Genomic DNA, 12495 nt, shown 5'->3' on the forward strand with positions numbered 1-12495 from the left:
CCGGATCGTCGGCTGGTCCGCCGCGACGTCAAAGGAGACCCGGCTCGTCCTGGACGCTTTGGAGATGGCACTGTGGCAGCGCGACCGCGATGAACACCCCCACGTTCGGGGCGAGTTGATACATCACAGCGATGCGGGCAGCCAGTACACCAGTTTCAAGCTGGCCGAGCACCTGGACGCGGCCAGCATCGCGGCCTCGATCGGCTCCGTCGGCGACGCATACGACAACGCCCTGATGGAGAGCACGATCGGCTTGTTCAAAACCGAGTTGACCAAGCCGCAGCGGCCCTGGAAGACCCTCTCCCAGGTCGAGCTGGCCACCGCCGAGTGGGTCGACTGGTACTGCCACCGACGCCTGCACGGTGAGATAGGCCACGTCCCACCCGTCGAATACGAGACCAGCTACTACCTGACAACCACGAAACCCCAGGTCACAACCACCAACTGAGATCTCTACCGAACCCGGGGCGGTTCAGTGACCCCGAACTGTTCTACCTCTGCCAGACGCAGACCAGGACGATGCACCTGTAACCCGTGACGTGACGGCGGCCGCACGGGTTCTTCGAGTGTGACCAAGAAGTGGGCCCGTGTGGCCTTGACCCATCCTGCCTTCTGCGGCGTCTCCCGTACACATCTCGGCGATTTGATCGAAGACTTGGCTGCCCCGTGGCTCGCCCGTTGCGAGTCGGAGCTCCGTGAACGCCGTGGTGCGGAGCGGCAGCGAGAGGCCGGTGCCGGGCCGAAGCACGACCTGGTCTTCATCGACCGTCTGCTCGTCACCCTGGTCCACCTGCGCACCAGGCTCCCACACGCCGCGCTCGCCGAACTGTACGGCACCGCCCGCTCCACGATCTCCCGCGTCATCGGCGAGATCCGCCCACTGCTGGTGGCGCGCGGCTTCGCCGTCCCCGACCGTTCCGATACCCGACTGCGCACCCTGGCGGACGTGTTCACCTACGCCGAGGCCGAGGGGATCCGGCTCCGGACCGACGGCTCCGAGACCCAGGTCCGCCGCCCGAAGGCCGGCCGGCCCGGACGACGGGCCTTCGTCTCCGGCAAGAAGAAGCAGAACACCATCAAGACCACCATCATCAGCGAGGGCCAGGGCCGTCTGTTGTGGTCGGGCGCGGACCGCCCGGGGCACATGCACGACCAGACCGCGATGCGTACCGAGTGCATCGCCGAGCAGTTCCGACGCCACCCGAAGGCGACAGCCGAGGTTGAGGAGGGCTACCGGGGCCTGGCCAACGAGTTCCCCGACCAGGCCAGCGCCCCGCCGAAGAAGCCGAAGGACGACGCGCCGCTCGGCGACCAGTACGCCTGGCGGGAAATACGGCGCAGCCAGTCCTCGAAGCGGATCTGCGTCGAGCACGCCAATGCCGAGCTGCGGAGTTCGACTCGTCGAGGTGCCGGCGGTAGCCGCCGGCCCGTCCAGGCCTTGTCGATTGACGGGTGGGCGGCGGTCACCTGGTCGATCGGCTCGGTGTCGGCGACGGAGTCCTGCGCGCCTGCGGCCGTGACCAGCACCGCCGGTGAGAGGGGGTCCTCCAACTCGGGCTCGCCTGCCTGGAAGTGACAGAATCTGGCATGCCTTGTCCGAACTGGTCGGCGTAGGCACGCGTTGCTGCGAACGGTGGCAGGCTGCACCGTGACCGGCTCACCGATTCATCCGCATCCGGACCGTGCGCCCCGGACACCGCTCGACGGCCTGTTCCTGCCGGTGCGCTCCACCTCTGAGGAGGACTCCGACATGTCATCTCCCACTTCCCTGAAACGAATTGTCGCGGCCGTGCACGCCGCCCCGGTGTTCATGGACACCGAGGCGACCGTCGGCAAGGTCATCGGCTTCATCGAACAGGCCGGCCAGGAAGGCATCGACCTACTGGTGTTTCCCGAGACCTTCGTGCCGGGGTATCCGTACTGGATCGAGGCCTACGCCCCGCTGGACCAGCAGGGTGCCAACTCCGCCTACGCCGAGGCGTCCGTGGAGGTGCCCGGTCCGCAGATCGCCCGGGTTCAAGCTGCTTGCGGTCGTGCCGGGGTCGGCGTCGTTCTCGGTGTCAGCGAACGTCTCGCGGGTACCCGCACGTGTTTCAACAGCCAGGTCTTCATCGAACCCGACGGCACCCTTCTCGGAGTACACCGCAAGCTCCAGCCCACCTATGCCGAACGCATCGTGTGGGCTCAGGGCGGTGGCGCCACCCTCAGCGTCTTCGACAGCACGCTGGGCCGGATCGGCGGCCTGGCCTGCTGGGAACACACCATGAACCTGGCCCGTCAGTCCCTGATCACCCAGGGCCAGCAGATCCACGCCGCGGCATGGCCCGGTCTGTCCACGATGACCGGCTTCGAGACCGTCGCCGACGTCCAGATCGACGCCATGATGAAGACCCACGCCCTCACCGCCCAGGCGTTCGTCATCTCCGCCGCAAACCCGGTGGAGGAGACATGCCTGCAGTGGATGGAGCACACCTTGGGACCGCAGAAGCATGTCACCGCGGGCGGCGGCTGGTCGGCCGTGATCCACCCCTTCAACCAGTATCTCGCGGGCCCGCACACCGGCCTGGAGGAGAAGCTCGTCACCGCCGAGATCGACCTCGCCGACATCAACGCCGTCAAGGTCTGGGTCGACTCCCGCGGCCACTACGCCAGACCGGAGATCCTCGGCCTACGGGTCGACCGACGTCCGCTCTGGCACGACGAAGGACACCGCGAGTGGCCTGCCGCCCCGAGCGACAGCGCCGCCGCCCCGGCGGCCGAAACGGCCTGAGCCCGAGCGTGGACACCGGCCCCCGGAACGGGGCCGAAGCACTCACGGGCCCCGCCGCCGGCCGGGAGGAAACACAGCAGCAGCCTGGCCCGCTCCGCGTCCCCGCCGACGCTGGTCATCGGGGTGAAGACAGTATCCGCCGCTTCGTAGGCATCGGTGATGGTGGCGCGCTGCGGCTGCGCGCCACCGGCCGCCGACACCTCGATGACGTCTCCCACCTTCGCATTCCAGATTCTCGCCCATGCGGCTGCGCACAAGGCGCTGTATCTGCTCTCCACGACGGCGCCGGTCGAGGTGCGGTGCGACGGGCCGAGGGCTCTCGCCCGGTTCGCATCGGCGCACCCCGTCTCCTCCGGATCCCGTCCGGCGCACGACCGCGCATGACAGCCTGGGGCCGGCGACCGATTGGCCGGGAGACCACCGACTCCGGAGCCCTGCGTCAACAGGGCGCTCAGCACAGCGGCGGCTCCGGCCGCGCACACCACCACAGCGACGGCCAGACATCGCAGACGACGTCGGTCCCCGTTCCGTCGGTTACGGTTGCCCGCCGCTTCGGACGGATCGTCACGTGCGCTTGCCATCTCGTCGGTGTACTCGGCGGAACGTACACTCGCGGCGCGCCCGCTCCATGCCGCGTCGGCCAGCTCCCAGAGCGCGAGCAGCCGCCCGGCGGGCTCGCCCGCGACCGTGCACAGGGCTTCGACCGCGTCCCGAGGAACGGGATTCCTGCCGTTGAGATAACGCTCCCAGGACGACTTGCTGTAGGTGGTGCGCTCGGCGAGGGCTGCCAGACTGAGGCCCGTGCGCGCCCTGAGCCGACGGAGCCTCTCTGCCAGCAGCAGGCATTCCGCTGAGGGATCGGTCATCGGCGCAACTGCCGCCAGGTGTTCATGCCGATCTTGCCATCGGGCGCCAGATCACCGGTGGACTTCTGGAAACGTACGACCGCTCGTCGGGTACGGTCGCCGAACTTGCCGTCGATCCCCTGTGGATCGAAGCCGTGCTGGTGCAACAGACACTGGGCTTCAACGACATCCCAGCTCCCTGACGTCAGCACGAGAAGCTCGTCACGCGTCGTGCTGTAACCCGCGTAGAGCCGACCGTCTTTCCGCCGGACCACGTTGCAGGAGTAGGTCTTGCCCGGCGTGTAGACGAACGCGCCACTGGCCGGGCCATCGGATTTCTGCCCGCTTCGGACCTCTTTGTCCCACGGTGCCGTGATCAGCAGCCCGGCGGCCGGCACCCCCAACGCGAGGACCGCGGTGACGGCGAGCACCACAGACTTGTGTATGCCCCGCCCGGCGCTGGTCCCCTCGCCCGTCCGCTCCGATTGCCCGGACTGATTCCGCGGATCAGGCCGGACGCCCGTAGACCGGTCCGGGGTGACTGGGACACCGCGCGATTGCCACGCTTCTTCCGCCACCTCGTGCAGTGCCAGCAACCGCGTCGGATCGACGCCGCAGACCTGTGCCAGCGCGTCTACGGCTTCCCGTGGCGGCAGCGACCTTCCGTTGAGATAGCGCTCCCAGGAGGACCGGCTGTAGCCGGTCCTGGACTCAAGAGAGGCCAGGCTCAGCCCGCTGTGGTCCTTCAAGCGCCTCAGCTGCGCGACCAGTCGCCGCACCCGCTCGTCCAGCGAGTCCGGCAGTTCTTTCCAACGCGGCATGTTTCCCCCAGACGCGTTCGAGCTCCCCCGAGGCATCGGTACCCGCCCCTCGGTCCTTCGTACACCGGGCACGGTTCCGCGGTTCACGGACTGGCTTGGTGCCACGTGCGTTTCGGCCATGCTCCGGCTCCGGTCCGGCGCCGTTCGCCGTCCCGGCGACGTGTCTCACCGCACGGCGTTCCTGCAGCTCAGCGGGTGGGACGTCCCACATGGTCCGCAATCGTCCGAACTTCCTGGCCTGGCAGCAAGGTTGACCAGCAATCTCGGTGGTGCAAGCCGGGCGGCACGATCCACCACACGCCGCCCCCTCATCACAACAGGGAAGGGACCCGAATCATGAACGCTCGCAAGCGCATCGCACTCGGTGCCGCCGCCGTCGCACTCGCCTCCGGCCTGACAACCATGCCGGCGGCCGCCGCCTCGACCCAGCCGTCGTCCGCCGTGAGCGCCTCCGCCACGAGGTGCTCCGCCTGGAAGAGCGCTCGGTTGAAGGGGAACCCGGCAGGCATGAAGTACCAGGAGTGCCGGCGTACGTACAAGGGCAAGAAGCAGGCCAGCGGCGCGATCTACCTGTGGGACAACAAGCACGACGGCAAGGAGGCGTGCGGCAAGATCACCATCGGAGCGTGGCGGAAGGACTGGTGCTGGTCCAACGAGTCCCACCACAGCCCGAAGTACATCAGCGGCTGGCACAACGGGTCCGACGCCAAGTTCGGTCTCTTCCTGGCCTGACCAGCCGGTGCACTGCCACATCAATCCGGGGTCCGTCCTCCCGCAGGACGGACCCCGGTCCCACTCAGCGGCCAGCCGTGATCGGAGAAAATCCGACATCCATTGCGGCCCGCGCGGCCGCGACGACCTCGGCCACCGAGCGTTCGCCGACGAGTACGTGCCTGATGGAGGGCAGCCCGAGCCCCAGCCCGCGCAGCCGTCCGACCAGGCTCAGCCGTTCCACGGCCGCCTGGTCGAACCTGCGGTGCCCGCCCGTGCTGCGTACCGAGTCGACGATGCCTTCGTCGCAGTAGCAGCGAATGGTCCGCACCGGCACGCCGGTCAGCCGTGCCAGGTCGCCGATCCCGGGCGTCTCATCGAGCAAACGCACGTGCCGGGCTGCGCGGCGGGGGCGAGCGGATCGGGTTCCGGCCGAAGTCCATGGAGGGCTGAGTGATCACCAGGACGCCAGAGGTGCTGCGGTGGGAGCGCGGGTCGGTCGAGGTCGACGTGGTGGTGTCGGGAGCCGTGGCGGACCTCATGCTGGTGTTTTCCCAGCGCGTCCCTCCGGAGGGCGACCGGGTGACGGTGACGGGCGACCGCGCGTTGCTGGATCACTGGTTGGCCAACACGGCGCTCTGGTGGCCTGAGTCAGTGATTCGTCGGCAGTGGGCGGCGGCGAGCGATTCGAGGATCGGGTCGGTGGTCCTGGTCCGGATGACCGGTTTTGGATCCTCGCCCCACGAGTCGATCCAGGTGCGGATGTCTTTCTCCAGCGCCTGGACCGACTCGCGGACGCGCGTGCGTGCTGAGTGACGACTGGGGGCCCGAGTGAATGGGGGATTCGCCCGACCGCTCGGCGCCGAGGCCGTATGCCGAGGCGGTATGCCGAGGTCGTGCGGTATGCCGAGGTCGTATAGGGCGATTGGTATCCGGCCGAGGCCGAGCCGCCGTCGGCCGGTCAGCGGTCGTTGCCTGTTCGGGGCTTGCGTTGAAGCCATTGCCTGGGCGTGCGCCTCGGCAGTCGCGCGACGATGTCGCCCCCAGTCGACTTGCCGCCCAGCACTACACGCAGTCGTACCGGCGCATCCTGACCGGTGACCGGGCGGAGCTTGATGTCGCCGCGGCTGTAGGTGACGTCGTCGGCGTCCACCACGATCCCCGGTGGGGTCACCAGCGTCAGATTTCCGCCGATGCGCAGGTCGACCTCGATGTGCAGGGTGTCGTGGGTGATCACGGCTTCGGTGAAGTCGAGCTTCAGGTCGCTGAACATCAGCCGGATCTCCATTCGGCGTGGAACCAGCCAACGACCAGCGCGCTTGCCTTCGCCAAAGCGCTGGTCGATCTGGATCACCTCGCGAGCCTGCGGCGGCATCCCTTCAAGCGGTAGATCAGCGGTCAGCGCCGCGAGGTCGGATGCGGTACGTGCTGCCAGCGCCGCTTCGACGCGCTCGTCCAGCTCGGCGACGGTCAGCCGGCCGTCGCCGGCCGCGACCTGAAGGATTTCCACGGCCTGATCCCGGTCTCGATGAGATACCCGCTGATCAGACACTTGGTGACGAGGTGAAGAATCTTCTGCTCTGGAGATATCGCCTGGCATGCGGTCAGTGTGCTGGCCGGAACGCACGGTCGGCAACGTTTCATCGAGGAAATGGGGGACTACCCCGACAGATCTCAGGGGATGCCTATGCAGCCTCCAACGCGCGGACCGGCCACGCCCGCCAGGCTTGCTTCATTCGCGACCGCATCCCGGAGGGGGCCTGCTGGAGCGCAGTGCCTCCAACCGGCGCGGTGTCAGTGTCCGGACCTGATTGCGGAAAGAGGAAAGAGGAAAGAGGAACGAGGTGGGGGCAGAGCCTGGAGTACCTGCGCCGGTGCCGGCAGTGCGGCGAGGACAGCTCCGAGTCGCGCTCGCCTGCCGGCTCAGCCGGTGCGATGCACCGCATCCGACGCCGCGCGCTGATCCACCAGGGATTGCGGGACAGCCCTTGGGCAATGTGCCTTCTCTCGATGGCGTCGGTGGTGCATTGGCGGCCGGCTGTGATCCCCCACGCGCGGCCACTGGCCGACGGGGCGGCGCCTGGCCGCGGGCATCACAGTGAGTGAGCTGTGCGACAGAGCTGCCAGATTGATCCCCCCCGACCGCCGGGAGGGGCGAAGATGAGGGCATGGCATTGTCGACGGCGTTCACGAAGTTGTTCGGTGTGCAGCATCCGATTGCCTTGGCGCCCATGGGCGGGTCGGCCGGCGGAGCGCTGGCCGCGGCTGTCTCCCGCGGCGGTGGGCTGGGGTCGGTGGGCGGTGGGTACGGGGATGACCGGGACTGGCTGGCCCGTGAGCTGGCGATCGTGGCCGGGTGTGGGAAGCCGTGGGGAGTCGGGTTCCTGAGCTGGGCAGCCGGTGTCGACGCGGTCGAGCAGGCGCTGGAGTACGGCCCCGCGGCCGTGACGCTGTCATTCGGGGACCCGAGCCCGTTCGTGGAGCGAATCCGTGCAGCCGGTGCGGCGGTGATCGTTCAGGTCACCGATCTGGAAGAGGCCCGGCAGGCGGTGGATCTGGGGGCCGACGTCATCGTGGCGCAGGGCAGCGAGAGCGGCGGGCACGGAGCCCGGCACGGGAGGGCCACGCTGCCGTTCGTGCCCGTTGTGGTGGACCTGGCGGCGCCGGTGCCGGTGCTGGCAGCCGGTGGGATCGCCGACGGCCGTGGCGTGGCCGCCGTCTTGGCACTGGGGGCCGCCGGGGCGCTCATCGGCACCCGCTTCCAGGCCACGGCCGAGGCCCAGGTCGACCCCTCGATCGCCGAGACGATCGTCAACGGGCGGGGGGAGGACACAGAACGCAACGGTGTCCTCGACATCGCCCGGGGAGCCCGATGGTCGACGACGAAGTACACGGCTCGCACCCTCGGCCATCCCTACCTCGACCGCTGGCGGGGCAGGGAGGACGAACTCGCCACGGACGCCAGAGCCCGAGATGCCTACCAGGCCGACGTGGCACGGGGTGCTGTGCCCCCGCTGCCGGTGTGGGCCGGCGAGGGCGTCGACCTCGTCAACGACCTGCCACCCGCAGCCGATCTGGTTGCCGCACTGGCCGCCCAGGCCGACAACGCCCTCGCCCGAGCAGGAAGGTACTGACCGGAGCACACCAGAGGCGCTGACTTCTGGTCACTTCCACAACTGGCGCTCCGTGGACAGATCCTGGCGGCCGCTCAGTGGTCGCTGACTATGTCGCAGGTGGTGCGCGCTGGGACGAGCAGGTGAGGGCGACGTGGTCGACCGAGGGGACGTCGTCCAGCCAGTCCTCGTGGGGTTGACGGCCGTCGGAGCCGGCCGGCCCCGCAGGACGGTCCGGGACTCGGGGCGGGGCCGTCGGCGAGGAGCGTGCCGTCCTGATGGACGGCGGCCGCGGGCGGCCCGCCCGGAGCCGATGGCTGTGGGCGGGCCGCCCGACGCGGGTCGCCGGGGTCATCCGGCCGGAGCCGGTGCCGCGTCGTACTGGTCGACAGCCCGGAGCAGGACGACGCAGGACCGCAGGAACCGTCGGCTGTGGCGGCGTGGGTCCCGCTCCTGGACGAGGGTGGCGGAACTCCTCCTGTCCTGGTAGGCACTCTCGAAACGGGTCAAGGCCTCCGCAGTCCGTCCTCCGTGTCCAGGTCCGCCTCGTGAGCGCTGTTCGCCACAGGGCCAGTCAGGTGCCTGCCACGCTCGTCATGCGTGGAGGTGATGCGACGAGCCGCGTTCGGACATGACAACCACGACGTCGGCTCGGCAGAGCTCTATGAGCGGGTCGCCTCGTAGCCGGGGAGTGCGGCCGGGACGGTCCGGGTCACCGGGCGCATGGCCAGGACCAGTACGGCCAGCCCGGCGAAGATGACCGCGGCGACGACGCCGGTGACGTGCAGGCCGACGGTGAACGCCTCCCGCGCTGTGCGCAGCAGTTCCGCGCCCTGGCCGGGGGGAAGGCGCCGGCCGGCGGTGACCGCGCCGGCCAGCGAGTCGGACAGGCCGTGCATCCGGCTGCGGTAGACCACCGCGGCCACCACACCGAGCAGCGCGAAGCCGAGCGAGCCGCCGAAGTAGCTACCTGTCTCCGACATCGATGCCGCAGAGCCGGCGCGCTCCGGCGGTACGGACCCGACGACCAGCCCGGTGCCGAGCGCGAACAGCGGACCGGTGCCCAGCGCCAGCACGGCGATGCCGGTCATCACCAGCGGCAGGGCGCGCGCACCGTCGACGCCGACCAGTAGCAGGCTGCCCAGCGCCGACCCCACAAGCCCGCCGGCAATCGCGGTCGTCTGCTTCATCCGCCGGGCCAGCATCGGCGCGGCCATGGTGCCGACCGCCACGCCCAGGCCCATGGGTGCGAACAGCACCGCCGACACGACCGGCGAGTAGCCCAGCACGCTCTGCAGGTACTGGGTCACCAGCAGGCCCGTACCGGCCATGGCGATGCCGGCGAAGACCAGCGCGACGAGAACGGCCGTGAACGGACGGTTGCGCAGCAGCCGCAGGTCAAGGAGCGGCGCCTCCAGCCGGAGTTGCCGACGTACGAACAGGAATCCGAGGGCTGCGCCGACGGCGAGGGCCGTCGTCGGCACCACTGGCGCGCCCTCGACGGCCAGTTGCTTGACGCCGTAGACCATCAGCAGCACCGCCACGAGCGACAGCCCGACGCTGCACAGGTCCAAGCGGCCGGCCTGGTCGCTGCGGAACTCCGGCAGCAGGACCGGCCCGGCGAGCAGCAGCAACACCATCGCGGGTACGGCGAACAGGAACACTGATCCCCACCAGAAGTACTGGAGCAGGAATCCGGCCAGTACGGGTCCGAGTGCGCCGCCGGTGAACTGGCAGGTCGCCCAGATCGCGATGGCCTTCCCTCGCTGTCGCTCGTCCTGGAACATGTTGGTGATCAAGGCGAGTGTGGACGGCGCCAGGGTCGCACCGGCGACGCCCAGCAACGCACGCGCGACGATCAGCATCAGCGGGCTGACCGCGAAGGCGGCCACGAGCGACAGCACCGCGAACGCCGCTCCGCCGATCATCAGCAGCCGGCGGCGGCCGATCCGGTCGCCGAGCGTACCCGTCGTGATGACCAGGCCGGCCACCATGAATCCGTAGCTGTCGCTGATCCACAGCTGCTCGACATTGCTGGCCCCCAGGTCGGCGCTCAGTCGTGGGAGCGCGAGGAGCAATGCCGTCGCGTCCATCGCGACGAGCAGTGTCGGCAGCATGAGGACGACCAGTCCCAGCCACGCTCGGTTGACTCGCATTCCGAAACTCCTTGTTCTCTCGACGTTTCGCGGGGTGGTCGGAGCGGTCGAGAGCTTCTTGACATCGGTACGGCCGGAAATTCCTCGTGTCCGGCTCGGCGGGGCGCACCCGGGAATGACGGCCTCGCGGTCCGGACGATGCGACGGTGAAAAACTGGTGCGCATTCTTTGGCGGGGGATGTCGAGAAGACGGCGGCGGCTCCGACCAACCGGTCGAAGGGCCCCGCCGGGGCTCGTGAACCACGAGGAGTACGAGATGAAGTTCCTGCTCAGCCTGCACATCAACCCGGCCGTGCTGGACGCGCTGACCGACGAGGAGAAGGGGGCGATCGGCGACGGTCACAGCAAGTTCATCGAGGCGGTGAAGAAGTCCGGCGAGCTGATCACCACGCAGGCGCTGGTCGACCCGTCACAGGCCGCTGTGGTGTCCGTACGCAACGGCCAGCCGGTGGTGACCGACGGACCTTTCCTGGAGTCCAAGGAGTATCTGGGCGGCTTCTACCTGATCGACTGCGAGAACAAGGAGCGGGCGATCGCGCTGGCATCGCAGATCCCGGACGCCACGATCGCGGGTCTGGGGGTCGAGGTGCGACAGGTGATCTTCGCTGATGGACAATTGGAGGCATGACAGAACCAGCCGTCGAGGACCTGCTGCGTGATCTCACACCGCAGGTCCTCGGTGCCTTGGTACGTCGGCACGGCCAGTTCGAAGGGTGTGAGGACGCCGTGCAGGAGGCCGTCCTCGCCGCCACCGTGCAGTGGCCCGCCGAGGGCGTGCCGAACAACCCGCGCGGCTGGCTGATGACTGTTGCGTCCCGGCGCCTGATCGACCAGATGCGCAGTGACCACGCGCGCCGCGAGCGGGAGTCGGCGACAGCCGCCGAGGTGGTGCCCGAGGACGTACCGGACACCGACGACACGCTCGTCCTGTTGTTCCTGTGCTGCCATCCGACGCTGACCGCGGCCTCGCAGACCGCCCTGACGCTGCGGGCGGTCGGTGGTCTGACCACCGCCGAGATCGCCCGCGCGTTCCTGGTGCCGGAGGCCACGATGGCGGCCAGGATCAGCCGGGCCAAGCAGCGCATCAAGGCCGCAGGCAGTTCGTTCAGCCTGCCGGACGGCGCGGAACGCGAAGAGCGGCTGCGGGTCGTCCTGCACGTGCTCTACCTGATCTTCAACGAGGGCTACGCCGCCTCTTCGGGAAGCGAGCTGCACCGCGCCGACCTCGCGCACGAGGCGATCCGGCTGGCCAGGATGGTGCACGCGCAACTTCCCGAGGACGGCGAGGTGACCGGGCTGCTCGCGCTGATGCTGCTGACCCACGCCCGCCGGGAGGCGCGTACGACGACGGCCGGCGGCCTGGTGCCGCTGGCTGAGCAGGACCGTACGAAGTGGGACCGCGGGCTGATCGACGAGGGCACCGAGCTGGTCAAGGCGTCGCTGGCCGGCTCGGCGCTGGGGCCCTACCAGCTGCAGGCCGCCATCGCCGCCACGCACGCCGACGCGGCCACGGTCGAGGAGACCAACTGGCCGCAGGTGCACGCCCTCTATCTGATTCTGGAACGGATCGCGCCCAACCCGATGGTCACCCTCAACCGGGCGATCGCGCTCGCCGAGACCGAGGGCCCGTCGGCCGGGCTGGCTCTGCTGGCCACATTGGACAGTGACGAGCGGATGGCCGGGCATCACCGGCTGCTGTCCGTACGGGCGCATCTGCTGGAGAAGACCGGCGACACGGCCGGGGCGTACGAGCACTACCGGCGCGCCGCGAAGTCCACGGCCAGCCTTGCCGAGCAGCGCTATCTGGAGTTCCGGGCCGGTCGGGTGAGAAGGTCTGACGGGGCTGTCGGACTGTGACCGCCCGGTGCACCGGCGTTCCGGCCCCGAACGTCGGCAGCGTGCCGAGCAGTTCCAACGGCGGACGGCCGAGGCGCACCAGGCTGCCGAGCGGACCAGTGGAGCCGGGCACCCACTTTGTGAGCTCCTCTTAGCTTGGCGTTTAACGTGGGCGGGCTTGGTGTTCTTTGATCGATTCGGCGCGTTTGACGGTCTTGCCGACGTCGTGGTGCCTGGCCCGGT

At 69.1% G+C, this 12495-nt stretch carries 12 protein-coding genes and 3 pseudogenes; 8 read left to right on the top strand and 7 right to left on the bottom strand.

Going from position 1 to position 12495, the window contains the following annotated elements; translation table 11 throughout:
• Positions 1-448, top strand: a 448-nt coding sequence (locus ABZ826_RS37500) for an integrase core domain-containing protein (RefSeq protein WP_361458824.1), incomplete at its 5' end; no start/stop codon positions are given.
• Positions 449-589: 141 nt separating this feature from the next.
• Positions 590-1381 (top strand): annotated as a pseudogene (locus ABZ826_RS37505) (transposase family protein); the annotation flags it as partial.
• 22 nt (positions 1382-1403) lie between these two features.
• On the opposite strand, the pseudogene ABZ826_RS37510 reads toward ABZ826_RS37505, so the two are convergent.
• A pseudogene (locus tag ABZ826_RS37510) lies at positions 1404-1530 on the bottom strand (IS5/IS1182 family transposase); the annotation flags it as partial.
• 220 nt (positions 1531-1750) lie between these two features.
• Between ABZ826_RS37510 and ABZ826_RS37515 the strand changes: the two are divergent.
• A complete protein-coding gene (locus ABZ826_RS37515; protein WP_361458826.1) occupies positions 1751-2770 on the top strand; it encodes a carbon-nitrogen hydrolase family protein in 1020 nt (339 codons plus the stop codon).
• Between the two features lie 161 nt (positions 2771-2931).
• Here ABZ826_RS37515 and ABZ826_RS37520 read toward each other — a convergent pair.
• Both ABZ826_RS37520 and ABZ826_RS37525 read right to left on the bottom strand, forming a co-directional pair.
• Positions 2932-3636: pseudogene (locus ABZ826_RS37520) on the bottom strand (helix-turn-helix domain-containing protein); the annotation flags it as partial.
• A complete protein-coding gene (locus tag ABZ826_RS37525; protein WP_361458828.1) occupies positions 3633-4472 on the bottom strand; it encodes a helix-turn-helix domain-containing protein in 840 nt (279 codons plus the stop codon). The pseudogene ABZ826_RS37520 and the gene ABZ826_RS37525, both read right to left, overlap by 4 nt.
• Positions 4473-4772: 300 nt before the next feature.
• Here ABZ826_RS37525 and ABZ826_RS37530 point away from each other — a divergent pair, with 300 nt between their 5' ends.
• Positions 4773-5168 (top strand): hypothetical protein, encoded by a 396-nt coding sequence (locus tag ABZ826_RS37530; protein ID WP_361458830.1) that lies wholly within the window; start codon positions 4773-4775, stop codon positions 5166-5168.
• A gap of 64 nt (positions 5169-5232) precedes the next feature.
• On the opposite strand, the gene ABZ826_RS37535 is transcribed toward ABZ826_RS37530, so the two are convergent.
• Positions 5233-5538 (bottom strand): MerR family transcriptional regulator, encoded by a 306-nt coding sequence (locus tag ABZ826_RS37535; RefSeq protein WP_361458832.1) that lies wholly within the window; start codon positions 5536-5538, stop codon positions 5233-5235.
• Positions 5539-5600: 62 nt separating this feature from the next.
• Between ABZ826_RS37535 and ABZ826_RS37540 the strand changes: the two genes are divergently transcribed.
• On the top strand, positions 5601-5963 hold the full coding sequence (locus ABZ826_RS37540; RefSeq protein WP_361458834.1) for a hypothetical protein: 363 nt from the start codon (positions 5601-5603) through the stop codon (positions 5961-5963).
• A gap of 145 nt (positions 5964-6108) precedes the next feature.
• On the opposite strand, the gene ABZ826_RS37545 is transcribed toward ABZ826_RS37540, so the two are convergent.
• A complete protein-coding gene (locus tag ABZ826_RS37545; RefSeq protein ID WP_361458836.1) occupies positions 6109-6747 on the bottom strand; it encodes a DUF1707 domain-containing protein in 639 nt (212 codons plus the stop codon).
• Between the two features lie 568 nt (positions 6748-7315).
• On the opposite strand from ABZ826_RS37545, the gene ABZ826_RS37550 reads away from it, so the two are divergent.
• Positions 7316-8281 (top strand): nitronate monooxygenase, encoded by a 966-nt coding sequence (locus ABZ826_RS37550; protein WP_361458838.1) that lies wholly within the window; start codon positions 7316-7318, stop codon positions 8279-8281.
• 330 nt (positions 8282-8611) lie between these two features.
• On the opposite strand, the gene ABZ826_RS37555 is transcribed toward ABZ826_RS37550, so the two are convergent.
• Positions 8612-8770, bottom strand: coding sequence for a hypothetical protein (locus ABZ826_RS37555; RefSeq protein WP_361458840.1), 159 nt, complete (start codon positions 8768-8770; stop codon positions 8612-8614).
• Positions 8771-8922: 152 nt separating this feature from the next.
• On the bottom strand, positions 8923-10416 hold the full coding sequence (locus ABZ826_RS37560; RefSeq protein WP_361458842.1) for an MFS transporter: 1494 nt from the start codon (positions 10414-10416) through the stop codon (positions 8923-8925).
• Positions 10417-10672: 256 nt separating this feature from the next.
• On the opposite strand from ABZ826_RS37560, the gene ABZ826_RS37565 reads away from it, so the two are divergent.
• Positions 10673-11044, top strand: a complete 372-nt coding sequence (locus ABZ826_RS37565; protein ID WP_361458844.1) for a YciI family protein — start codon at positions 10673-10675, stop codon at positions 11042-11044.
• Complete coding sequence (locus ABZ826_RS37570; protein ID WP_361458846.1) at positions 11041-12273, top strand: DUF6596 domain-containing protein; 1233 nt, start codon at positions 11041-11043, stop codon at positions 12271-12273. The genes ABZ826_RS37565 and ABZ826_RS37570 overlap by 4 nt, the downstream gene beginning before the upstream one ends.
• Positions 12274-12495 lie beyond the last annotated feature (222 nt).

This window comes from Streptomyces sp. NPDC047515 (assembly GCF_040643055.1).
Classification (GTDB): Bacteria; Actinomycetota; Actinomycetes; order Streptomycetales; family Streptomycetaceae; genus Streptomyces.